This window comes from Streptomyces sp. NBC_01306 (genome assembly GCF_026340465.1).
Classification (GTDB): Bacteria; Actinomycetota; Actinomycetes; order Streptomycetales; family Streptomycetaceae; genus Streptomyces.
The window spans coordinates 1612462-1635297 of the sequence record NZ_JAPEPC010000001.1 but is presented as its reverse complement, the minus strand read 5'-3'; the positions used below and the strand labels follow the sequence as shown (position 1 = coordinate 1635297).

Annotated in this window: 22 protein-coding genes; 18 read left to right on the top strand and 4 right to left on the bottom strand. The window is 69.9% G+C overall.

The window, feature by feature from the left end; translation table 11 throughout:
* Window positions 1-86 precede the first annotated feature (86 nt).
* From OG385_RS06905 to OG385_RS06880, 6 genes are all read left to right on the top strand, one after another.
* A complete protein-coding gene (locus OG385_RS06905; protein WP_266852796.1) occupies window positions 87-1097 on the top strand; it encodes an ABC transporter permease in 1011 nt (336 codons plus the stop codon).
* A complete protein-coding gene (locus OG385_RS06900; protein ID WP_266852794.1) occupies window positions 1094-2188 on the top strand; it encodes an ABC transporter ATP-binding protein in 1095 nt (364 codons plus the stop codon). Before OG385_RS06905 ends, OG385_RS06900 begins: the two co-directional genes overlap by 4 nt.
* Entirely contained in the window at window positions 2185-3663 is a 1479-nt protein-coding gene (locus OG385_RS06895; RefSeq protein WP_266852792.1) for an ABC transporter ATP-binding protein, read from the top strand. The genes OG385_RS06900 and OG385_RS06895 overlap by 4 nt, the downstream gene beginning before the upstream one ends.
* A gap of 122 nt (window positions 3664-3785) precedes the next feature.
* Complete coding sequence (locus OG385_RS06890) at window positions 3786-5177, top strand: M1 family metallopeptidase (RefSeq protein WP_266852790.1); 1392 nt, start codon at window positions 3786-3788, stop codon at window positions 5175-5177.
* 62 nt (window positions 5178-5239) lie between these two features.
* Complete coding sequence (locus OG385_RS06885) at window positions 5240-5902, top strand: trimeric intracellular cation channel family protein (RefSeq protein WP_266852788.1); 663 nt, start codon at window positions 5240-5242, stop codon at window positions 5900-5902.
* Window positions 5903-5925: 23 nt separating this feature from the next.
* Entirely contained in the window at window positions 5926-6762 is an 837-nt protein-coding gene (locus tag OG385_RS06880) for a thioesterase family protein (protein ID WP_266852786.1), read from the top strand.
* A 182-nt stretch (window positions 6763-6944) separates the two neighbouring features.
* Here the strand turns inward: OG385_RS06880 and OG385_RS06875 are convergent, their stop codons facing one another.
* Window positions 6945-7571 carry a TetR family transcriptional regulator gene (locus OG385_RS06875; protein WP_266852784.1) on the bottom strand — a complete coding sequence of 209 codons (627 nt, stop codon included), beginning with the start codon at window positions 7569-7571 and terminating at the stop codon, window positions 6945-6947.
* Window positions 7572-7700: 129 nt separating this feature from the next.
* On the opposite strand from OG385_RS06875, the gene OG385_RS06870 reads away from it, so the two are divergent.
* The 3 genes from OG385_RS06870 (at window position 7701) to OG385_RS06860 (ending at window position 9438) form a co-directional block, all read left to right on the top strand.
* Window positions 7701-7874, top strand: coding sequence for a hypothetical protein (locus tag OG385_RS06870; protein WP_266852782.1), 174 nt, complete (start codon window positions 7701-7703; stop codon window positions 7872-7874).
* A 49-nt stretch (window positions 7875-7923) separates the two neighbouring features.
* Complete coding sequence (locus OG385_RS06865; RefSeq protein ID WP_266852781.1) at window positions 7924-8202, top strand: DUF4190 domain-containing protein; 279 nt, start codon at window positions 7924-7926, stop codon at window positions 8200-8202.
* A gap of 72 nt (window positions 8203-8274) precedes the next feature.
* On the top strand, window positions 8275-9438 hold the full coding sequence (locus OG385_RS06860) for a cysteine desulfurase family protein (protein ID WP_266852779.1): 1164 nt from the start codon (window positions 8275-8277) through the stop codon (window positions 9436-9438).
* 168 nt (window positions 9439-9606) lie between these two features.
* Here the strand turns inward: OG385_RS06860 and OG385_RS06855 are convergent, their stop codons facing one another.
* Window positions 9607-10257, bottom strand: coding sequence for an N-acetylmuramoyl-L-alanine amidase (locus tag OG385_RS06855; RefSeq protein ID WP_266852777.1), 651 nt, complete (start codon window positions 10255-10257; stop codon window positions 9607-9609).
* Window positions 10258-10318: 61 nt separating this feature from the next.
* On the opposite strand from OG385_RS06855, the gene mnmA reads away from it, so the two are divergent.
* Entirely contained in the window at window positions 10319-11578 is a 1260-nt protein-coding gene (mnmA, locus tag OG385_RS06850) for a tRNA 2-thiouridine(34) synthase MnmA (protein ID WP_266852775.1), read from the top strand.
* On the opposite strand, the gene OG385_RS06845 is transcribed toward mnmA, so the two are convergent.
* Window positions 11557-11880, bottom strand: coding sequence for a DUF427 domain-containing protein (locus tag OG385_RS06845; protein WP_266852773.1), 324 nt, complete (start codon window positions 11878-11880; stop codon window positions 11557-11559). The genes mnmA and OG385_RS06845 overlap by 22 nt on opposite strands.
* A gap of 61 nt (window positions 11881-11941) precedes the next feature.
* On the opposite strand from OG385_RS06845, the gene OG385_RS06840 reads away from it, so the two are divergent.
* Window positions 11942-12481: a TIGR00730 family Rossman fold protein gene (locus OG385_RS06840; RefSeq protein ID WP_266852771.1), complete on the top strand. Its 540-nt coding sequence runs from the start codon at window positions 11942-11944 to the stop codon at window positions 12479-12481.
* A 7-nt stretch (window positions 12482-12488) separates the two neighbouring features.
* Entirely contained in the window at window positions 12489-13187 is a 699-nt protein-coding gene (locus OG385_RS06835; protein ID WP_266852770.1) for an SDR family oxidoreductase, read from the top strand.
* A 125-nt stretch (window positions 13188-13312) separates the two neighbouring features.
* Here the strand turns inward: OG385_RS06835 and OG385_RS06830 are convergent, their stop codons facing one another.
* Entirely contained in the window at window positions 13313-14686 is a 1374-nt protein-coding gene (locus OG385_RS06830; RefSeq protein WP_266852768.1) for a PQQ-binding-like beta-propeller repeat protein, read from the bottom strand.
* A gap of 98 nt (window positions 14687-14784) precedes the next feature.
* Between OG385_RS06830 and OG385_RS06825 the strand changes: the two genes are divergently transcribed.
* The 6 genes from OG385_RS06825 to OG385_RS06800 all read left to right on the top strand — a co-directional run bounded on the left by OG385_RS06825 (window position 14785) and on the right by OG385_RS06800 (window position 22836).
* Window positions 14785-15789, top strand: a complete 1005-nt coding sequence (locus OG385_RS06825) for a methionine synthase (protein WP_266852766.1) — start codon at window positions 14785-14787, stop codon at window positions 15787-15789.
* A 33-nt stretch (window positions 15790-15822) separates the two neighbouring features.
* The gene (gene ligA / locus OG385_RS06820) at window positions 15823-18003 is read left to right on the top strand and encodes an NAD-dependent DNA ligase LigA (protein WP_266852765.1); all 2181 of its coding nucleotides are present in this window, start codon (window positions 15823-15825) and stop codon (window positions 18001-18003) included.
* Between the two features lie 294 nt (window positions 18004-18297).
* Window positions 18298-20463 carry a bifunctional diguanylate cyclase/phosphodiesterase gene (locus tag OG385_RS06815; RefSeq protein ID WP_266852763.1) on the top strand — a complete coding sequence of 722 codons (2166 nt, stop codon included), beginning with the start codon at window positions 18298-18300 and terminating at the stop codon, window positions 20461-20463.
* 325 nt (window positions 20464-20788) lie between these two features.
* Window positions 20789-21085 carry an Asp-tRNA(Asn)/Glu-tRNA(Gln) amidotransferase subunit GatC gene (gene gatC / locus OG385_RS06810; RefSeq protein ID WP_266852761.1) on the top strand — a complete coding sequence of 99 codons (297 nt, stop codon included), beginning with the start codon at window positions 20789-20791 and terminating at the stop codon, window positions 21083-21085.
* Between the two features lie 3 nt (window positions 21086-21088).
* Window positions 21089-22597 (top strand): Asp-tRNA(Asn)/Glu-tRNA(Gln) amidotransferase subunit GatA, encoded by a 1509-nt coding sequence (gene gatA / locus OG385_RS06805; protein ID WP_266852759.1) that lies wholly within the window; start codon window positions 21089-21091, stop codon window positions 22595-22597.
* Complete coding sequence (locus OG385_RS06800; RefSeq protein ID WP_266852757.1) at window positions 22594-22836, top strand: hypothetical protein; 243 nt, start codon at window positions 22594-22596, stop codon at window positions 22834-22836. Before gatA ends, OG385_RS06800 begins: the two co-directional genes overlap by 4 nt.

Sequence of the window (22836 nt, the reverse complement as noted above, 5' to 3'; positions counted from 1 at the left end):
TTCATCGACAGCACCCCCTGAAAGGCAGGTGAAGGCGCCGGGACGGACGGGCCTACCCCGTCCGTCCGACCCGGCGCCGCACGGCTGTGGCTGCGTACATCATCCGACGCGTATTCGCCGCGGTGTTGCTGCTGCTGGTGGTCAGCGCAGTCACCTTCGCGATCTTCTTCCTCGTCCCCCGCCTCGGCGGGCAGACGACCGACTCCATGGCCGCCCAGTTCGTGGGCAAGAGCCCCGACCCCGCGACGCTCGCCGCGGTCAAGAAGAACCTGGGGCTCGACCAGCCCCTCTACGAGCAGTACTGGCACTTCATCAAGGGCATCGTTGTCGGCGCGAACTACCACTTCGGGCCCGACCCCGCGGTGTGCCACGCGCCGTGCTTCGGCTACTCCTTCAAGACCCACTCGGCCGTCTGGCCCGAGATCGAGCAGCGTATTCCGGTGACGCTGTCGCTCGCGGTCGGTGCGGCGGTCATCTGGGTCATCACCGGTGTCGCGACCGGCGTGCTCTCCGCACTCAAGCGGGGCTCGCTCGTCGACCGGCTGGCGATGGGCGTGGCACTGGCCGGCGTCTCGCTGCCGATGTTCTTCACCGGTCTGGTATCGCTCGCCCTGTTCAGCTTCCACTGGACGATCTGGGGCGATCTGCGGTTCGTGTCCTTCACGGACAATCCGGCGGAGTGGGCCTGGAACCTGATCCTCCCCTGGTGCACCCTCGCCTTCCTGTACTCGGCGCTCTACGCCCGGCTCACCCGGGCCGGGATGCTGGAGACCATGGGCGAGGACTACATCAGAACCGCGCGGGCCAAGGGTCTGCGGGAGCGGAACGTGGTCGTCAAGCACGGCCTGCGCGCCGCGCTGACCCCGCTCGTCACCATCTTCGGGATGGACTTCGCGCTGCTCATCGGCGGCGCGGTCATCACGGAGACCGTCTTCTCCTTCCAGGGGATGGGGGCCTACGCCATCCAGGGCGTGACCCGCAGCGACCTCCCGATCGTCATGGGTGTGACGCTGGTGGCCGCCTTCTTCATCGTTGTCTGCAACCTGCTGGTGGACCTTGTGTACGCCGCGATCGACCCCCGGGTGAGGCTCTCATGAGCGACGTGCGCAAGAAGGGTTCCGGCGAGCCCGCGAAGAGCGGCCCGGCCGGTGCGCCGTCCGAGGACGCCAAGAGCTTCCTCTCGGTGCGGGACCTGCGGATCCACTTCGACACCGACGACGGCCTGGTCAAGTCCGTGGACGGCGTCAGCTTCGACCTGAAGGCCGGTCAGACGCTCGGCATCGTCGGCGAGTCCGGCTCGGGCAAGTCCGTGACCTCGCTGGGGATCATGGGTCTGCACAACTCGGACCGGGCCCGGATCTCCGGTGAGATCTGGCTCGACGGCGAGGAGCTGATCGGAGCCGGGCCCGAGCGGGTCCGCAATCTCCGCGGCCAGAAGATGTCCATGATCTTCCAGGACCCGCTGTCGGCGCTGCACCCGTACTACAGCATCGGCGCGCAGATCGTGGAGGCCTACCGCGTCCACAACAAGGTCGACAAGAAGACCGCGCGCACGCGGGCGGTCGAGATGCTCGACCGGGTCGGCATCCCCGAGCCGCAACGGCGTTTCGAGGACTACCCGCACCAGTTCTCCGGCGGTATGCGCCAGCGCGCGATGATCGCGATGTCACTGGTCAACAACCCCGAACTGCTCATCGCCGACGAGCCGACGACCGCCCTGGACGTGACCGTCCAGGCGCAGATCCTCGACCTCATCCGCGATCTGCAGAGTGAGTTCGGCTCGGCGGTCGTCATCATCACCCACGACCTCGGCGTCGTCGCCGAGATCGCGGACGAGCTCCTGGTGATGTACGCGGGCCGCTGCATCGAGCGCGGCTCGGCCGAGAAGGTCTTCTACGGGCCCCAGCACCCCTACACCTGGGGGCTGCTGGGCTCCATGCCGCGCATCGACCGTGAGCAGACCGAGCGTCTGGTGCCCGTCAAGGGCTCCCCGCCCAGCCTGATCAACGTGCCGTCCGGCTGCGCCTTCCACCCGCGCTGCCCGTACGCCGACGTGCCCAAGGACAACATCACCCGCACCGAGCGTCCTGAGCTGCGGGAGGGCACGGAGGGGCACTTCTCCGCGTGCCACATGACGAAGGCGCAGCGGGAAAAGATCTGGACCGAAGAGATTGCGCCGAAGCTGTGACTGATCAGAAGAAGAAGGCGGAGAAGAAGAAGGCTCCGCAGACTCCCGAGGCTTCCGAGGCACCGAAGGTTCCGCAGCAGGCGTCCAAGGGTTCCGCGGCGGCTTCCGCCAAGGACACCGGGGCGGAGCCGCTGCTGAGGGTCACCGACCTGGTCAAGCACTTCCCGATCACCAAGGGATTGCTCAAGCGCAAGGTGGGCGCGGTCCAGGCTGTCGACGGGCTGTCGTTCGACGTGTACCCGGGGGAGACCCTGGGCGTCGTCGGCGAGTCGGGCTGCGGCAAGTCGACCATGGGCCGGCTGATCACGCGGCTGCTCGAACCGACCGGTGGCAAGGTCGAGTTCGAGGGCCGGGACATCACGCATCTGTCCACCGGGCAGATGCGGCCGATGCGCCGCGACGTCCAGATGATCTTCCAGGACCCGTACGGCTCGCTGAATCCCCGGCACACCATCGGCGGGATCGTCGGCACCCCCTTCCGGCTCCAGGGCGTCGAGCCCGAGGGCGGCGTGAAGAAGGAGGTCCAGGGCCTGTTGGAGCTGGTGGGCCTCAGCCCCGAGCACTACAACCGGTACCCGCACGAGTTCTCCGGCGGCCAGCGCCAGCGCATCGGTATCGCCCGCGCGCTCGCGCTGCGGCCCAAGCTCGTCGTCGCGGACGAGCCGGTCTCGGCGCTGGACGTGTCGATCCAGGCGCAGGTGGTGAACCTGCTGGACGACCTCCAGAGCGAGCTCGGTCTGACCTATGTGATCATCGCGCACGACCTCTCCGTCATCCGCCATGTCTCGGACCGGATCGCGGTGATGTACCTCGGGAAGATCGTCGAGCTGGCGGACCGCAAGTCGCTGTACGAGTCGCCGATGCACCCGTACACCAAGGCGCTGCTCTCGGCGGTGCCGGTGCCCGACCCGCGGCGCAAGGGGACCAGGAGCGACCGGATCCGGCTGGAGGGCGATGTCCCTTCACCGATCTCGCCGCCGGCCGGCTGCCGGTTCCACACCCGGTGCTGGAAGGCGACGGAGATCTGCGGGGTGCAGGAGCCGCCGCTGCTGCAGCTGCGGACCGGGCACCAGGTGGCCTGCCACCACCCGGAGAACGCACCCGACCAGGCGCCGGGCGAGGAGCGGCTGCCGCAGGCGCGGGAGGCGGCCGAGCTGGTTTCGGTCGCGAAGCCCGAGCCCGCCGACCAGTCCGCGGCGAAGCCGGCCGAGGACGCGGGGAAGCCGGCCGAGGACGCGGCGGCGGAGAAGCCGTCGGCGAAGGGCGGTCCGGCGAAGGGCGCTTCAGCCAAGGACAGTCCGGCCAAGGACAGTTCAGCGAAGGACGGTTCAGCCGAGGACGGTTCGGTCGAAGGCGCCGCTGCGGAGGGCGCCGCTGCGGAGGGCACCGCGGCGGAGAACACCGCGGTGGAGGACACCGCGGCGGGTGACACCGCGGTGGAGCCGGAGGCCGAGGCCGGGCCCGACGCGAAGTAGTCCGCCACGAGTGGTGGCGCGGGCTTGCCCATGACGAGTTAGTAAAGTCATGTACATGCCTAAGCGGGAGAGTGCAGAGTCAGCGTGTCCGTAACAACGGCACACGCACGAAGGACAGACTCTTGGCGCTCTCCCGTTCGGCACGTCTGGCCGCCCTCGCCACCGCGACGGCCGCCCTCTGTGTCATCGCCGCCGCTCCGGCACCCTCACCCGGTTCGGCCGGAATCGGCGACCCCTACTTCCCGCAGCTGGGCAACGGCGGCTTCGACGCCCTGCACTACGGCCTGGATGTCGCGTACAACCCGGACACCGGCCGGCTCGACGGCCGTACGACGGTCACGGCGCGGGCCACCCAGAACCTCTCCTCCTTCGACCTGGACCTCCAGAAGCTGACGGTCGCATCGGTCGAGGTGAACGGCAGACCCGCCCGCTTCACCCGCTCCGGCGACGAGATACGCATCACCCCGTCCGGCGCGCTGCGCAAGGGCCGCACCTTCACCGTGCGGGTCGTCTACGGCGGTGTGCCGCAGGCGCTCAGCGGCCCGATCGTCTTCGGGTCCGACTACGGCTGGATGAAGACCAAGGACGGTGTCTTCGTCGCCTGTGAGCCCAACGCCGCCTCCACCTGGTTCCCTTCGAGCGACCACCCCTCCGACAAGGCCGCCTTCGACATCACCATCAAGGCGCCCAAGGGGCTGACCGGGGTCTCCAACGGGCGGCTGCTCTCCACCCGTACCCAGGGCGCGTCGACCGTCTCGCACTGGCGCGAGTCGCGGCAGATGGCCACCTACCTCGCCACCGCCTCGATCGGCAAGTTCGACGTCAGGACCGGCAGGACACCCGCCGGCACGCCGATCTACGTGGCCATCGACCCGGTGCTCGCGAACAGCAACGCCGTCGACGTGTACGCCGTGACGGCCGAGGTCACCGACTACTGGTCGAAGCTCTTCGGGCCCTATCCGTTCGAGGAGACGGGCGCGGTGGTCGACGACATGCCGCAGGCGGACTTCTCGCTGGAGACCCAGTCCAAGCCGAGCTACTCCGCCGTACGCGACGAGTTGACGATCGTGCACGAGCTGGCCCACCAGTGGTTCGGCGACTCCGTCTCGGTGAAGCAGTGGAAGGACATCTGGCTGAACGAGGGCTTCGCCACGTACGCCCAGTGGCTCTGGGACGAACACCAGGGCAAGCGCTCGGCCCACGACGCCTTCCTCGCCGAGTACAACGCGACGCCCGCGAGCTCCCGTTTCTGGCAGACGAAGGTCGCCGACCCCCAGCGCGACACGATGTTCGCGTCGGCCGTCTACGACCGGGGAGCGATGACGCTCCAGGCGCTGCGCGACCGGATCGGGGACAAGGCGTTCTTCCGGCTGCTCCCGGCCTGGACGAAGGCGCACCGCTACGGCAACGCCGACACCGGGCAGTTCACCGCCCTCGCCGAGAAGATCTCCGGGCAGCGGCTCGGTGGATTCTTCGACGCGTGGCTGCGCACTTCGGGCAAACCGGAGTTGTAGGGCGCGGAGCGGCGAGCCGGGGCCCGCACGGCAGGGGTGGCGGTCGGGGGTAGAACTGTCGGGTGCTCCATGAACTGTTCAACACCTCCGTCCAGCACGCGCTCGACCTCGTGGGGATCTTCGTCTTCGCGATCTCGGGTGCGCTGCTCGCCGTCCGGAAGAACTTCGACGTCTTCGGGATCGCGGTGTTCGCCGAGGTCACGGCGCTGGGCGGCGGGCTGTTCCGCGACATCGTGATCGGCGCGGTGCCGCCCGCCGCCTTCACCGACCTCGGGTACTTCATCACCCCGCTGATCGCGGCGGCGCTGGTCTTCTTCCTCCATCCGGAGGTCGAACGGATCCAGGTCGGGGTGAACGTCTTCGATGCGGCCGGGCTCGGGCTCTTCTGTGTGGCGGGCACCACCAAGGCGTACGACTACGGGCTCGGCCTCACCGCCTCCGCCGTGCTGGGCCTCGCCACGGCGGTGGGCGGCGGTGTGCTGCGCGACGTACTGGCCAACGAGACGCCGTCGCTGGTGCGCTGGGACCGCGACCTGTACGCCGTGCCGGCGATGGTGGGGGCCGCGATGGTGGCCCTCTTCATCCGGTTCGACGTGCTGAGCACCACCACGGGCGTCATCGCGGTGCTCACCTGCTTCGTGCTGCGGCTGCTCGCGCTGCGCTTCCACTGGCGGGCCCCGCGGGCCTGGCACCGGCGTTCGGCGGCCGTCTCTACCGACGAGTAACTTTGCGGTGTACGGTGCTGTCCATGGCACAGGCATCCATCGGGGACAGTGAGTTCGACCGCGACACCGCAGTCACCCGTCGTGAAGAAGGCGTCTACGACGCGGAGCTCTCCGCGGGCTGGACCATCATCCAGGCGGTCAACGGCGGATATCTGCTGGCCCTGATGGGCCGCGCCCTCGGCGACGCGCTCCCGCACCCCGACCCGTTCTCGGTCTCCGCGCACTATGTGACCGCCTCTCGTCCGGGCCCCGCGGTGATCCGTACCCAGACCGTCCGCAGCGGCCGCACGCTCTCCACCGGCCAGGCGTCGCTCTTCCAGTACGAGGAGGACGGCACCGAGGTCGAACGGATCCGGGTGCTCGCCTCGTACGGCGACCTGGACGCGCTCTCCGACGATGTGCGTACCACGGCGAAGCCGCCGTCGATCCCGCCCATCGAGCACTGCCTGGGCTCCGGCGACGGACCGGCGCCCATACCCGGCTCGTCCGCGATCACGGACCGTCTGATGCTGAAGCTGGACCCGGCGACCTGCGGGTGGGCCGTGGGCGAGCCGTCCGGCAAGGGCGAGATGCGGGCGTGGTTCGGACTCTCCGACGGCCGTGACGCCGATCCGCTCTCGCTGCTGCTGACGGTGGACGCGCTGCCGCCGACCGCGTTCGAACTCGGCATCAAGGGCTGGGTGCCCACGGTCGAACTGACCGCCCACGTCAGGTGTCGCCCGGCGCCGGGCCCGCTGCGGGTGTCGATCGTCACGCGCAACCTCGCCGGGGGCTTCCTGGAGGAGGACGCGGAGGTCTGGGACAGCGCGGACCGCCTGGTGGCTCAGTCCCGGCAACTGGCGCTGGCGCCGCGGGGGTAGGGGGCCGCCTCCAGGGACGGAGGGTCACCTCCTGCCCTTTGGTGGCACCGCCCGGTCCTGGCCGGGAGGGGCGCGGGGCGGCCCGGCTGCAAGCGGGGGAGCCGGGCCGTGCTCGGTACCTCAGTACCTCGCCACCTCGCCACCTCAGTACCTCGGCCGAGGGGTCATCACTCGGCCGAGCCTCAGTCGAGCCAGTGCAGCCGGCCGAGGCTGACCAGCCGCATCTGGCGCCGGGCCATGTCCCGCGCCCGCTCCGAGGCCTGCGGGCCGTCCTCCGCCGCCTCCAGCAGGACCGACGCGGTCATCACCATGTGATCCACATAGACGCCCGCCAGCATCAGCAGGTCGTCCTCGCTCCAGCCCTCGGACCGCGGCTCGCCCGCGAACGCGGCGGCCACCTCCCGCGTGAACAGCCGCAGTTGCTCCGCTATCGCCGCACGCACCGGCTGGACGCCCCCGTGCCGTTCGCGGGCGATGAACCGGACATGTGCGGGGTGTGTGTGGACCAGGGCGGCGATCAGGTCCACCGTGGTGCCGATCCGCACCTCGCTGTCGCCGGTGTCCGCGAGCGTCGCGGCGATCAGCCCGTGCAGCGAGCCGAGGGTCTCCTCGACGAGTGCGACCCCGAGGTCGGCGGTGTCCCGGAAGTGCCGGTAGAAGGCCGTCGGCGCGACGCCCACCGCGCGCGTCACCTCGCGCAGGCCGAGGCTGGACAGGCTCTGCTCCTCCAGCAGCCCGAGTGCCGCGTCCAGGAGGGCCTGGCGGGTCTTCTGCTTCTGGGCCTGGCGGATGCCCGCGGTGTGACTCATGCCATTCAGTAAACAACCGTTCTCCGTCGAAGGGAAGCGTAGACTCAGAGTCAGTGAACAGTCGTAATCACAATTGTTCACTCAATCGATCTGGATGTGCGCCGAACCGGGCGCACCGAAAGGACAGTGATGATTGCCCTCGTCGCGCTTCTCCTCGTCTTCGGAGTCGTGCTGGGTGCCGTGGCCCACTTCCCGCTCTCCGTGTCCCTGATCGCCGCGGCTGTCATCGGCGGCTGGCTCGCCGTGTTCGCCGTGCGCGAGCGCCTCGGCCGCGGGCGCCTCGCCGAGCGCATCGACAAGTAGCCGAGCGCCTCACCAAGGCCGGCGCCTCACCACGTAAGGGAGCTGCATCATGGAACTCACCGCATCAGCCCGCACCCGCACCCGGACCGGCACCCGGGACGCCGACGGCATGGCCGTCGCCTCGTTCGTGCTCGGTCTGCTGGGCCTGCTCGTCCTGAATCTCGTCCTCGGCCCCATAGCCATCGTGCTGGCCGGCCTCGCGCTCTGGCGCGGAACGGCCCGCCGCGGCCGTGCCCTCCTCGGCCTCGCACTCGGCGTGGCCGACCTGGTGGTCCTGGCCACCGTCTTCACTTCGAGCGGCGCCGTGATCTGGAACTTCGGCGGCTGACCGGTCACCGGTCGCCCACCGGGGGATGCGCGGCGGGGAGCCCACCCCGGAACTCGTAGAATCGTCGGCACCATGGCTTACCTCGACCACGCTGCGACCACTCCCATGCTTCCGGAGGCGGTCGAGGCGATGACCGCCCAGCTCACCGTCACCGGCAACGCCTCATCGCTGCACGCCGCCGGGCGACGGGCCCGGCGTACCGTCGAGGAAGCCCGGGAGGCTCTCGCGGAGTCGCTCGGCGCGCGCCCCAGCGAGGTGGTCTTCACCGCGGGCGGCACCGAGGCCGACAACCTCGCGGTCAAGGGCCTCTTCTGGGCCCGCCGCGACGCCGATCCGCGCAGGAACCGGGTGCTGGTGAGCCCGGTCGAGCATCACGCCGTCCTGGACGCCGTCGACTGGCTGGGCGAGCACGAGGGCGCGACGGTCGAGTACCTCCCGGTCGACGGCTACGGCCGGGTGCGCCCCGAATCCCTCCGCGAGGCGATCGAACGGAACCCGTCCGATGTCGCGCTCGCCACCGTGATGTGGGCCAACAACGAGATCGGCACGGTCATGCCGGTCCGTGAACTGGCCGATGTGGCAGCCGACTTCGACATTCCGCTGCACGCCGACGCGGTGCAGGCGTACGGCCAGCTCCCGCTGGATTTCGCCGCGTCCGGCCTGGCCGCGATGACGGTGTCGGGCCACAAGATCGGCGGCCCCTACGGGATCGGCGCCCTGCTGCTCGGCCGTGAGTACACACCGGTGCCCGTCCTGCACGGCGGGGGCCAGGAGCGCCACGTACGCTCCGGGACGCTGGACGCCCCGGCCATAGCCTCCTTCGCCGTGGCGGGCACGCTGGCCGCCGAGCGGCGCGAGGCCTTCGCCCGGGAGATCGGCGCGCTGCGCGACGGACTGATCGCCGCGGTACGGTCCGCGGTCCCCACGGCGATCCTGGGCGGCGACCCGTCGGACCGCCTGCCCGCCAACGCCCACTTCACCTTCCCCGGCTGCGAGGGCGACTCCCTGCTGCTGCTCCTGGACGCCCAGGGCATCGCCTGCTCCACCGGCTCGGCCTGCACGGCGGGCGTGGCGCAGCCCAGCCACGTGCTCCTGGCCACGGGCACGGACCCCGATCTCGCCCGCGGCACCCTGCGGTTCTCCCTCGGGCACACCTCGACCGAGGCGGATGTGGCGGCGGTGGCGGAGGCGATCGGCCCGGCGGTGGAACGGGCCCGGTCGGCCGGACTGAGCTGAGGCGGGACTGGCCGCTGGGCTGGGTCGGGTCGAGTGCTGAGCTGGGCCGGACCGAGCTGAGGCGGAACTGAGGCGGGCTGAGCTGAGGCGGACGCTGCACGGTCCGCACCGGGCTCTTCACAGTCCGGGACCGCGATCGACCTCTCGTTACTGTCCGGGCCGGCCCCGTTACGTTCCGGACCGCTCCCGCGCCTTTCGCGCCAGCCGTACGTACCAGGCCCAGTCCCAGTAGGGCCCCGGGTCCGTGTGGTCGGCCCCCGGGACCTCCACGTGCCCGATGATGTGCTGCCGGTCCACGGGTATCCCGTACCGCGTGCAGATGTCCGCGGTCAGCCGCGCGGACGACCGGTACATGGCGTCCGTGAACGACGATGCCCGGTCCACGAACCCCTCGTGCTCTATCCCGATGCTGCGTTCGTTGTAGGCGCGGTTGCCCGCGTGGAACGCCACGTCCAGCTCCCGGACCGTCTGCGCCACCTTTCCGTCCCTTCGCACGACATAGTGCGCGGCGGCCGCGTGGGCCGGGTCGGCGAAGACCCTGAGCGCCATCGCGTAACTGCCCTGGACGGTATGGATGACGACCCGGTCGATCGCATAGTCATGGGGCCGGTCGGCCGGCCGGTAGTTGGCCGGGGAGGCCGCGGCCCACTGGGCCCCGGCGAAATCCACTGCCCCGTTCTCGTGCGGCTTCCCGCCGCCGGACAGGTGGTCCCACACACCCCTGCCCAACGCCGCCGCACCCGCCGCGGCGCCCAGCCCGCCGATCAGCAGGGTCCGCCTGCCCACGTGCCGGTCCCTGTCGCCGCCCGTACCTTCCATATGTGCCTCAACGCATCCGTGCGAGCGCGGGATTCCCCCATGCCCGTACCCTGGTACGGCTATGACTCAGACACCCCAGAGCCCCCGCCCCCGTCCCCTCCGGGTACTGGCCGCGATGTCCGGCGGTGTGGACTCCGCCGTGGCCGCCGCCCGTGCCGCCGAGGCCGGACACGATGTGACCGGTGTGCACCTGGCGCTCTCCGCCAACCCGCAGTCGTTCCGCACCGGCGCGCGTGGCTGCTGCACCATCGAGGACTCCCGCGACGCCCGTCGTGCGGCGGACGTCATCGGCATCCCCTTCTACATCTGGGACCTGGCCGAGCGGTTCCGTGAGGACGTCGTGGATGACTTCGTCGCGGAGTACGAGGCCGGACGCACCCCCAATCCGTGTCTGCGCTGCAACGAGAAGATCAAGTTCGCGGCGCTCCTCGACAAGGCTCTCGCCCTCGGCTTCGACGCGGTCTGCACCGGCCACTACGCCACGGTCGTCCTCAACGAGGACGGCTCACGCGAGATGCACCGGGCCTCCGACATGGCCAAGGACCAGTCGTACGTCCTCGGGGTGCTGGACGAGCGCCAGCTCGCGCACGCCATGTTCCCGCTCGGTGACACTCTGACCACGAAGGACGAGATCCGGGCCGAGGCCGAGCGGCGGGGCCTGGCCGTCGCCAAGAAGCCCGACAGCCACGACATCTGCTTCATCGCCGACGGCGACACCCAGGGCTTCCTCGCCGCACGCCTCGGCGGCAAGGCAGAGGGCGACATCGTCGACGAGTCCGGTACGAAGGTCGGCAGCCACGAAGGCGCCTTCGGCTTCACCATCGGCCAGCGCAAGGGGCTGCGCATCGGCCACCCGGCCGCGGACGGCAAGCCGCGCTACGTCCTCGACATCTCCCCGGTGAACAACACCGTGACGGTGGGGCCGGTCGAGGCCCTGGACGTCACCGCGCTCACCGCGATCAAGCCCCGCTGGTGCGGCGACGCCCCGGCCGGGGCCGGGACGTACACCGCCCAGCTGCGTGCGCACGGCGGCGAGACGCCGGTGACCGCCGAGCTGGTGGGCGGCACCCTCAACGTCACGTTCGACGAGCCGGTACGCGGCGTGGCACCCGGCCAGGCGATCGTGCTCTACGACGGCACACGCGTCGTCGGCTCGGCAACCATCGCCACCACGGACCGGGCAGCCAGGACGACACCGCCCCGGGAGACCGGGGCGACCACGTCCGGTGCCGCCGGGCCCGAGACAGCCGCGCCTCGGACCACTGCGTCTCGGACCACCGCTCCTCAGACCACCGCTTCTCAGACCACTTCGGTGTCGTAGAAGCAGAAGTGATCCTTGATCTGGGCGACTTGGGCCAGCGGCTCCGGGTACGCCCAGACAAGATCGGCTGCTTCGGGCAGCGACCAGTAGGACGCGTCGCCCTTGAAGGGACAGTGGGTGTGCGTGTCCGAGGGGGTCAGCAGCTCGGTGTGCACGTCCTCCGGCGGGAGGTAGTAGCGCACCGGGAGCCCTGTCTCGTGCAGCAGCAGGGGCCGACGGCTCTCCGCCAGGACCCGGCCCTCGCGGACCACCCGTACATGCTCGGTACCTTGCTCGATGGTGATGCGATGTCCAGTCGTCATATGTGATTCAGCGCATCCGGGCCGGAACTTCTTCCCTGCGGGCTGCCTCTACCGTGGACGCATGAATATCTGTGTCTTCCTCTCCGCCGCCGATCTCGACGAGCGCTACACCCGCCCCGCCCGTGAATTCGCCGAACTGCTCGGCAGGGGCGGCCACACCCTGGTCTGGGGTGGCTCGGAGAGCGGACTGATGAAGGTGGTGGCCGACGCCGTGCAGGAGACCGGCGGACGGCTCGTCGGGGTGTCGGTGGACTTCCTCGCGGCCAAGGCCCGTACCGACGCGGACGAAATGGTGATTGCCTCCGATCTGGCCGAACGCAAGGCGCTGCTGCTCGCCAAGTCCGACGCGGTTGTGATCATGGTGGGTGGCACCGGCACGCTCGACGAGGCCACCGAGATCCTTGAGCTGAAGAAGCACGGGAAGACCGCGAAGCCGGTGGTGCTGCTGAACACGGCCGGCTTCTACGACGGTCTGAAGCAGCAGTTTCAGCGGATGGAGGATGAGGGGTTCCTGCCCGTTCCCCTCACTGACCTGGTCTTGTTCGCCGAGGACGGGGTGGCCGCGCTGGCGTACCTGGAGGAGTCGCAGGGCGTCCAGTAGTGCGACGATGGGGCCCATGGCTACACATGTGATCACTGGTGCTGGTTCCGGCATCGGCGCGGCTGTCGCGCGCCGCCTCCATGAGCGCGGCGACCACCTCGTCATCGTGGCGCGCGACACGGGGCGCGCCAAGGAGCTGGCGGGACGCTTCCCCGGCGCGGAAACGCTCGTCGCCGACCTGGCGAATCCCGACCGCATCTCCTGGGCGCTCGGCAAGCAGACGATGCCGGAGCAGGTCGACTCGCTGCTGCACATCGCGGGCATCGTCGACCTCTCTCCCGTCGCGGAACTGCGTCCCCCGACCTGGCACCAGCAGCTCAACACCAACCTCATCGCGCCGGCCGAGCTGACCCGGCTGATGCTGCCCCAACTGCGCGCCGTCCGCGGCCAGGTCGTCTTCGTCAACTCCGGCGCCGGCCTCAACGCCCATGCGGAGTGGGGCGCTTACGCCGCCGCCAAGCACGGCCTGAAGGCCCTGGCCGACGCTCTGCGCCAGGAGGAGCACGCGAACGGTGTCCGGGTCACATCCGTCTACCCGGGCCGCACGGCGAGTCCCATGCAAGCCAAGATCCACTCGCAGGAGGGCAAGGAGTACCGGCCGGAAGGCCTCATCGACCCCGAGTCGGTCGCCATGACCATCCTGACGTCCCTGGACCTCCCGCGCGACGCGGAGATCAACGACGTGACAGTCCGGGCGGGGAGCTGACGGCAGGGGCAGGGGCAGGGGCAGGGGCAGGGGCAGGGGCAGGGGCCGGAGCGGGCGAGCGCTCCTCCTGGTCGGCCATGGCCGGTCGGATCGCCACTGCCGATCGTCCGCGACCCTGCCGGGCGCTATTCCGCCAGGGTGACCTGGTCCTCGGGAGAGACCAGGAAGCCGCTCAAGCCGACCCTGACCACGCCGTACTTCGCTCCGAGGACGGCCATCATGCCCACATCGAGGTCGTCCGGATTCCCGTAGAGGGAATCGGGCAGCTCGGTTCGGTGCAGCTCGTGACCGGTCCGTGCGTCCAGGACGAGCAGTTGCGCCGAGCCATGAGTCTTCTTCTGCTTCGCCTTCGCCGATGGCTGGTACTGCGGTATGTACACCCGGTTGTCGGCGGTCCGGGGGAGCCCCAGCTCGCTCCCCTTGTCCGCCTTCACGGTCCAGAGAGCCTTGCTGCTGCTGTCGTTGCTCACCTGCCGTGCGGTGAATGAGGTGTCGTCGGCGGAGCTGAGAATGACCATGCCGTCACTTACGGCGCGCAGATCCAGGTGGTGCGCGAGGAAGGCCGAGTGGGTCCGGGGCCGCGCCCCCGACACATCCACCGTGACCAGGGAGCCGACAGGCGTCAGGGTGACCAGGGTGTGGTCCCCGAGACGTCCGTAGTCGAGATACGGATCCTGGAGGTGCCAGCGGGACCGGCCGCTGGTCGGATCCACTCCGTACAGCCCGTCCAACGACCCTGAGCAGTCGGTGGCGTCGAATGCCTCGGTGCCCGACAGATCCAGCGGTGGCCGAAGCTCCCATCCCCTGCATCCCTTGGGCGGTGCGATGGACCAGAGTTGCTTTCCGCTGCGACCGGACAGGCCGGTCAACCGGTCCCGCTGGTTGATGATCACGGTGTTCGCGGACGGCCAGACTCTGTCTCCGGAATCCCGCACCTTCCCTGCCACCTTCGTGTGCCAGCGGGGCTTCCCGCTGTGCAGGTCCACCGAGACCGCGAGTCCGTCCTCGTACCAGAGGACGACGGCGCCGCTGACGACGGACTCCGAAATCAGAGCGGACTTCTCGCGCCCGTAATGCCAGTAGGTCCGGTCGGTACGGACGTTGTCCGCCGTTATGCCGTTGTCCCGCTCGTGCAGAACCAGGCCGCCGACGACACCCACCGGGGCGCCGGAACCACTCGGCAGTACGCGGTCCGGCCGCTCGGGTGCGGCGGTGCCGAGTGCGCTGGGGAAGGAGCCGTGCGTGCCGCTGATTTGCTCGTGGTAGCGGGTGAGGTACTTGTATGTCTGCCAGCCACCGATCGCGAGGGCCAGCACGGTCACGACGGTGACCAGCTTGATCCATCTGGCATGAATCCAGGCAGCCGAGGCGCGCGCCGACTCGGCCGGAGTCCGCCGTATCCGCGGAACGGCGTACTGACCCCTCGAAGGGGGCCCCGAATCGGCCTCCGTGTCACTGTCGCCGGAATTCCATGTCCAGCCGTCCAGCCGGTCCTTCATCGGTCTCCCCCTCGAAGTCCGTCCGCGATGGTGTTCCTCGATACATACACCGTCCGGGCCGCCCCGGTTCCGCCCGGGCCCTCTCGTACCCTTCGGGGGTGAGCGAGAACAGCAAGTTCAGTTGGGGTCCTGCCACCGGGATCGGGTCCATGCCGGGCGGCGACGCGCGGGAGAGTGCGAAAACCGTCATCGGGTCCTTCGAGGACTTCCCCTTTCTTCCGGAGCTGCCGGCGCGTGGGCCCGGTGCCGACATGCTCGGACGCACCCTCGGGATGCTCGTCGAGATGTACGCACACGTGGAGCCCAGCGGCTGGCGGGTGAGCGACCGGCCCGGGCGCGACACCAGGCGGGCACGTTCCTGGCTCGGCGAGGACCTCGATGCGCTGGAGGAGTTCACCCAGGGGTACGAGGGGCCGCTCAAGGTCCAGGCGGTCGGCCCCTGGACGCTGGCCGCCGGGCTCGAACTGCGGGGCGGCGAGGCCGCGCTCGGGGACCCCGGAGCCTGCCGGGACCTCGCGGCCTCGCTCACCGAGGGGCTGCGCGGCCACCTCGCCGAGGTGCGGCGGCGGGTGCCCGGCGCGCAGGTCGTGCTTCAGCTCGACGAGCCGTCACTCGTCTCCGTGCTCCGCGGGCAGATCAGGACCGCCAGCGGCTACCGGACACACCGGGCCGTGGACAGGCAGGCGGTCGAAGGCACACTGCGGGACGTGCTGGCGGTCGGCGACGGACCTGCGATCGTGCATTCCTGCGCGCCCGACGTGCCGTTCGCCCTGCTGCGGCGTGCCGGTGCGGCAGGTATCTCGTTCGATTTCAGCCTCCTCACCGAGCGTGATGAGGAGGCGGTCGGCGAGGCCGTGGAGGGCGGTACCCAGCTCTTCGCCGGTGTGGTGCCCGGCACTGACACCGCATTGTCGGACCCTGCCGGTAGCGTCATGGGTGTCAGAACGCTGTGGCGCAGGCTGGGGCTGAATCCGGGGACTCTCGCCGAGTCCCTGGTGCTCACCCCGGCGTGCGGGCTCGCGGGCGCTTCACCCGAGTACGCCCGCACGGCACTCGCCCACTGCGCCCGCGCGGCGAGGTCACTCGCTGACAACCCTGAGTAGCGGGATCGGTTTCATCAACGGGAGGACGAGACGGTGGCTGTCGAACAGCAAGGTGCGGTGCCTGCGGAGGCACGGGAGAACCACGCCCAGCTGGCCGAGCAGATCGAGGAGCACCGCTTCCGGTACTACGTGAGGGACCAGCCCGTCGTCAGCGACGCTGAGTTCGACACGCAGCTGCGTGCGCTGGAGGCCCTGGAGGAGGAGTACCCGGAGCTCCGGACTCCGGACTCACCGACCCAGAAGGTCGCCGGGGCGTACGAGACGGAGTTCACCTCCGTGCAGCACCGAGACCGGATGCAGTCGCTGGACAACGCCTTCGACGACGAGGAGCTGGCCGCCTGGGCCGAGCGCGTGGCGCGCGAGGTCGGCTCGCCGGGCTACCACTTCCTGTGCGAACTCAAGGTGGACGGCCTGGCCGTCAACCTCACGTACGAGCACGGCAGGCTGGTCCGCGCCGCCACCCGCGGTGACGGCCGCACCGGCGAGGACATCACCCCCAACGTCCTGACGATCGCGGACATCCCGCACCGGCTGCACGGGGAGCGGATCCCGGACCTCGTGGAGATCCGGGGCGAGGTGTACTTCCCGATGGAGGCCTTCGAAGGGCTCAACGCACGGCTGGTGGAGGCCGGTGACAAACCCTTTGCCAACCCGCGCAACGCGGCGGCCGGTTCGCTGCGCCAGAAGGATCCGAAGATCACCGCGACCCGCCCGCTGCACATGGTCGTCCACGGCATCGGTGCCCGCGAGGGCTTCGACATCGACTGCCTGTCACACGCGTATGAGCTGCTGCACGAGTGGGGCCTGCCCACCGCCAAACACAACAAGGTGGTTGACGACCTCGCGGGTGCCAGGGACTTCATCGCGTACTTCGGCGAGAACCGGCACTCCGTGGAACACGAGATCGACGGGGTCGTCATCAAGCTCGACGAGATCCCTCTCCAGGGGCGCCTCGGCTCCACCTCGCGGGCGCCGCGCTGGGCCATCGCCTGGAAGTACGCGCCGGAGGAGGTCAACACCAAGCTGGTCAACATCCGGGTCGGCGTGGGGCGTACGGGCAGAGTCACGCCGTACGCACAGGTCGAGCCGGTCACCGTGGCCGGCTCCGAGGTCGAGTTCGCGACGTTGCACAACCAGGACGTGGTGAAGGCCAAGGGGGTGCTCATCGGCGACACCGTGGTGCTGCGCAAGGCCGGCGATGTCATCCCGGAGATCCTCGGCCCGGTCGTGGACCTCAGGGACGGCAGCGAGCGGGAGTTCGTGATGCCCGCCGCATGCCCCGAGTGCGGTACGGCCCTGCGGGCCATGAAGGAGGCGGACATCGACCTCCGCTGCCCCAACGCACGCTCCTGCCCTGCCCAGTTGCGTGAGCGGCTGTTCTATCTCGCCGGCCGGAAGTCCCTGGACATCGAGAACTTCGGCTATGTCGCCGCGGCCGCTCTGACCCAGCCACTGGAACCTGCCGAGCCACCGCTGAAGGACGAGAGCGACCTCTTCGACCTCACCATCGAGCAGTTGCTGCCGATCAAGGCGTACGTCCTCGACCAGGACAGCGGACTCCCCAAGAGGGACCCGAAGACGGGCGAGGAGAAGATCGCCACGGTCTTCGCCAACCAGCAGGGCGAGCCGAGGAAGAACGCCCTGGCCATGCTGGAGAACATCGCGGCCGCGAAGGAGCGCCCGCTCGCCCGGGTGATCACCGGGCTTTCGATCCGTCATGTGGGCCCGGTGGCAGCGGAGGCGCTGGCACGTGAGTTCCGTTCGGTCGAGCGCATCGAGCAGGCCACGGAGGAGGAGCTGGCTGCCGTGGAGGGCGTCGGCCCGACCATCGCGGCCTCGCTCAAGCAGTGGTTCGAAGAGGACTGGCACCGCGAGATTCTCCGCAAGTGGCGGGCGGCCGGGGTCCGTATGGAGGACGAGGCCGGCGCGGACGAGGGCCCGCGACCGCTGGACGGGCTGACCGTGGTCGTCACGGGGACCCTGGAGCACCACACGCGGGATGGCGCGAAAGAAGCCCTCCAGAGCCTCGGCGCGAAGGTGACCGGCTCCGTTTCCAAGAAGACGGCGTTCGTGGTGGTCGGGGACAGCCCCGGTTCGAAGTACGACAAAGCGATGCAGCTGAAGGTCCCCGTACTGGACGAGGAGGGCTTCGCCGTGCTTCTCGAACAGGGCCCTGACGCGGCCAGGGAGGCAGCGGTGCCGGTGGAGGAGTAGCGGAGGAGCGGGAGTGAACGGTGGGGCCAAGCTCACCCGTTCGGCCCATAGCAGATGGTTCGGGACGGTCGGGTCGCATTCGGGCAAGACCTGCAGGACGCTGCCCGTCAGGCCCTTCCGCGGCCTACTGTTGAAGAGTGCGCCCGTCCCGCACGGCTGCAATGGGCCTGCCCTGCTCTTCTGGAGATTCTTCCTCTGGAGTTTCTTCCCGAGTCCGGGACAAGATATGAGCCGTGACGGCATGACAGCGGGCCATCACGTGCATGGGCACTGCCGGCTGTGAGAGGGACGGGCATGAAACCGACCGAGAGCGCCGATCCGGAGTCGCGGGTGCGCGGTTTCGCGCAGTTCGCTCACTCCTTGGCGAGGCTGCCCGCCTTCCCGTTCGTCGTGGGACTGGCCGCAGTCGTCCTGGTGACCGGATCGTTAGCCGCTGTCAGAGACGGCCGCGCGCTGTTCCCCGACGGCACGGCGGGCTGGGCGCTCGCCGTCCTCACCGGCATCATCGTGGGCCATCTGGTCGCATTGGGCCGCGACCGCTGGTGGGGCGGTACCGGTTCCGGCGCCGCTCTCACCCTCGCCGTCCTGCTGCTGTACGGCTGGCTGCCCGCGGCGCTGGTCAGCCTAGCCGTCGTCGTCCTCGTGGGGGCTGCTCGCAGCCGCCGCTGGCGGCAGGGGCTGCTGCACGGCGCGTCCGACATCCTGGGGATCGGCGCCGCCGCCCTCGTCCTCGCCGCCTTCGGCGAGACCTCGACGGTCGCGCACCCCTGGCAGCCACTCACCTGGGGGATCGGGTCCGCGGCGGAGATCGTGCTGGCGGCCGCCGCCTATCTGGTCGTCGCGCGGATGCTGCTCTGGTCCGCGGCGCCGCCGCCCAGCCGCGGGCTGCCGACCGTCGCCCGTACGGCTCTGGTCAGGCAGGGACTCGTCGGCGTCGCGCTGCTCGGGATCGCCCCGCTGATCTGCGTGGTCGCGGTGTCCCTGCCGCTGTTGCTGCCGCTCTTCGCGGTGCCGCTGATCGCTCTGGACTCCACGCTGTGGATCGCCAGGGCCCGTGCGGAGGAGCAGCTGCGCGACCCGCTGACCGGACTGCCCAACCGCCAGTGGCTGCTGGAGCGGACCTGGGCCGCGCTGGCGGAGGCGGAGAATGGCGGATTCAGATCGTCACTGGTACTGATCGACCTCGACCGGTTCCGCTCGGTCAATGACACGCTCGGGCATCTCGCGGGCGACCGGCTGCTGTTGCAGATAGCGGAGCGGCTGCGGTTCGCACTGCCGCGCGGTGCGGAGGTCGCCCGCCTCGGCGGCGACGAGTTCGCCGTGCTGCTCCCGGCTGCCGACTCGGCGACGAGCGTGATGCGCATCGCGCGCCACCTGGTGGCCGAACTGAGCTCCCCGCTCGACCTCGACGGGCTGACGCTGGTCCTTGAGGCGAGCGCCGGCGTCTCGGTCTTTCCCGACCACGCGCTGGACGCCGAGGGGCTCCTCCAGCGCGCCGACGTGGCGATGTACCAGGCCAAGCGGGACCGCACGGGTGTCGAGGTGTACGAGTCCAAGCGGGACTCCAACACCCCTGACCGGCTCGGGTTGCTCGGCGATCTGCGGCGCGCGCTCGACGCGGGCGATGTGGAGCTGCACTACCAGCCGAAGGTCCGGTTCGACGGACAGGTGGCGGGTCTTGAGGCGCTGGTCCGGTGGGTGCACCCGGAGCGCGGCAGGGTCCCCCCGGACGAGTTCATCGCCATCGCCGAGTCGTCGGGGCTGATGCCGCATCTCACCGAGTACGTCCTGGAGACGGCCCTGGCCCAGGTCGCCAAGTGGCGCCTCCAGGGCCTGAAGGTCCCGGTGGCCGTCAACGTCTCGCCGCGCGATGTGCACACCCCCGGCTTCGCCGGAGCGGTGGCAGCCCGGCTGGCCAGGCACGGGGTGCCGCCGGGCGCGCTCCAGCTGGAGATAACCGAGCATGTCCTGCTGGAGGACCCGCAGCGGGCCGCCGACACCCTCGCCGGGCTGACCGCACACGGCGTGAAGATGTCGCTGGACGACTTCGGCACGGGGTACTCGTCGCTGGTCCATCTGCGGCGGCTCCCGGTGAGCGAGCTGAAGATCGACCGGTCGTTCGTGGCCCGGCTCGCGGTGGACAACGAGGACGCCGAGATCGTCCGCTGCACGGTCGACCTGGCCCACTCGCTCGGCCTGATCGTCGTGGCCGAGGGCGTCGAGGACGACGAGACCTGGGAGCGGCTCCGCGATCTGGGCTGCGACGCCGTACAGGGCTGGCTGGTGGCGGCCGCGATGCCGCCGCACGAGGCGACGGCATGGCTGCTGGCCCGGGGGTCCCGGGGATGGCAGCGGCCGGCCGAGCTTGCGGCTGCGGCCGCCGCGGAGAAGGAGAAGCTGCCGTCCGGGCAGGTGGTGCTGCACAGCCGCCCGCGACCGCAGCAGGACCAGCACCCGTAACCCGGGCTCCCCCCGGGGTCCGGCTCCCGCGCCCGTACCCCGGAGCGCCCCTGACCCGGCCCCTCACACCCGTAACCCGGGCTCCGGTGAGGACCCCGCTTCTCGACCACAGGGACCGAGGGGCCGCCCCAGGGACCGCGCGGGACAGGGACCGCGGGGACCACAGGGACCGCGTACGAGCGGGCTTGAGACGTCCCTGCGCCCGGCTTTCCGCAGCGCCGGATTCGTCTCCGCGGCTGTCCCCGGTGAAACCGTTTAGTGGCCACGGCCCCCGGCCCCATAGGATTGGGCCAAAATCCACACACTCACCCCTGAGGATCGCTGCATGCCTGGCATCACGCGCGAGGAGGTCGCCCACCTCGCACGGCTGGCACGTCTGGAGCTGAAGGACGAAGAGCTCGACCACTTCGCCGGACAGCTCGACGACATTCTCGGCGCGGTCGCCCGCGTCTCCGAGGTTGCCGACCAAGACGTACCGCCGACCTCCCACCCGCTGCCGCTGACGAATGTCATGCGCGCGGACGAGGTCCGTCCGTCGCTCACCCCGGAGCAGGCCCTCTCCGGCGCCCCAGCCCAGGAGCAGCGGCGTTTCAAGGTGCCGCAGATCCTGGGGGAGGACTAAGCCATGACGGACATCAACATCATCAAGCTCACCGCCGCCGAGATCGCCGGGAAGATCGCTTCCGGCGAGCTCACGGCCGTCGAGGTCACCGAGGCGCACCTCGCCCGGATCGAGGCCGTCGACGAGAAGGTCAACGCCTTCCTGCACGTCGACCGTGAGGGCGCGCTCGCGCAGGCCCGCGCGGTCGACGCCAAGCGGGCGAACGGCGAGAAGCTCGGACCGCTGGCCGGTGTACCCCTGGCGCTGAAGGACATCTTCACCACCGAGGGCGTCCCGACCACCGTCGGCTCCAAGATCCTCGAAGGCTGGCTCCCGCCGTACGACGCGACCGTCACCAAGCGCCTCAAGGCCGCCGACGTCGTCATCCTCGGCAAGACCAACATGGACGAGTTCGCCATGGGGTCCTCGACCGAGAACAGCGCCTACGGGCCAACCGGCAACCCCTGGGACCTCTCCCGGATCCCCGGCGGCTCCGGCGGCGGCTCGTCCGCCGCACTGGCGGCGTACGAGGCCCCGCTGGCCATCGGCACGGACACCGGCGGCTCCATCCGCCAGCCCGCCGCCGTCACCGGCACCGTCGGCGTCAAGCCGACCTACGGCGGGGTGTCCCGCTACGGCATGGTGGCGTTCTCGTCCTCCCTCGACCAGGGCGGCCCCTGCGCCCGTACGGTCCTGGACGCGGCCCTGCTGCACGAGGCCATCGCCGGGCACGACCCGCTCGACTCGACCTCCATCGACGCCCCGGTCCCGCCGGTCGTCGAGGCCGCCCGCAACGGCTCGGTCGCCGGGCTGCGCGTGGGAGTCGTCAAGCAGTTCCGCGGCGAGGGCTACCAGGCCGGGGTCATCCAGCGCTTCGACGAGTCCGTCGAGCTCCTCAGGGAACTCGGCGCCGAGATCGTGGAGCTGGACTGCCCCTCCTTCGACCTGGCGCTCTCCGCGTACTACCTGATCGCCCCCTCGGAGTGCAGCTCCAACCTGGCCCGCTTCGACGCCATGCGGTACGGCCTGCGGGTCGGCGACGACGGCACGAAGTCCGCCGAGGACGTCACCGCGCTCTCCCGTGAGGCCGGTTTCGGCGACGAGGTCAAGCGCCGCATCATCCTCGGTACGTACGCGCTCAGCTCCGGCTACTACGACGCGTACTACGGCAGCGCCCAGAAGGTCCGCACCCTCATCACGCGGGACTTCGAGAAGGCATTCGAGGAGGGCAGCGGCGTCGACGTGATCGTTTCGCCGACCACGCCCACCACCGCCTTCCCGATCGGTGAGCGCGCCGACGACCCGATGGCGATGTACCTCGCCGACCTGTGCACCATTCCGACCAACCTGGCCGGAAATTCCGCCATGTCGCTGCCCTGCGGCCTGGCCCCGGAAGACGGACTGCCGGTCGGCCTGCAGATCATCGCCCCCGCCATGAAGGACGACCGGCTGTACAAGGTCGGAGCTGCCGTCGAGGCCGCCTTCGTGGAAAGGTGGGGACACCCGCTGCTTGAGGAGGCTCCGTCATTGTGAGTGCTGTTGTGAGCAAGGCCAAGGGATTCAAGAAGTCCAAGGCCGGTACGTACCTGTCCATCGGAACCACCGCCTTCGGTGCGCTGAGCGTGATCAAGCAGGGCAAGAAGGCCCGTACCGAGAACGACACGCTCCGTCTGGTCGACGCCGTCGTCTCCGCAGCCGCCATCGCCACCGGCATCGCTCTGCTCGTACGTGAGCTGAAGCGCCTGGGCGACGACGACGTCCTGCTGGGCTGA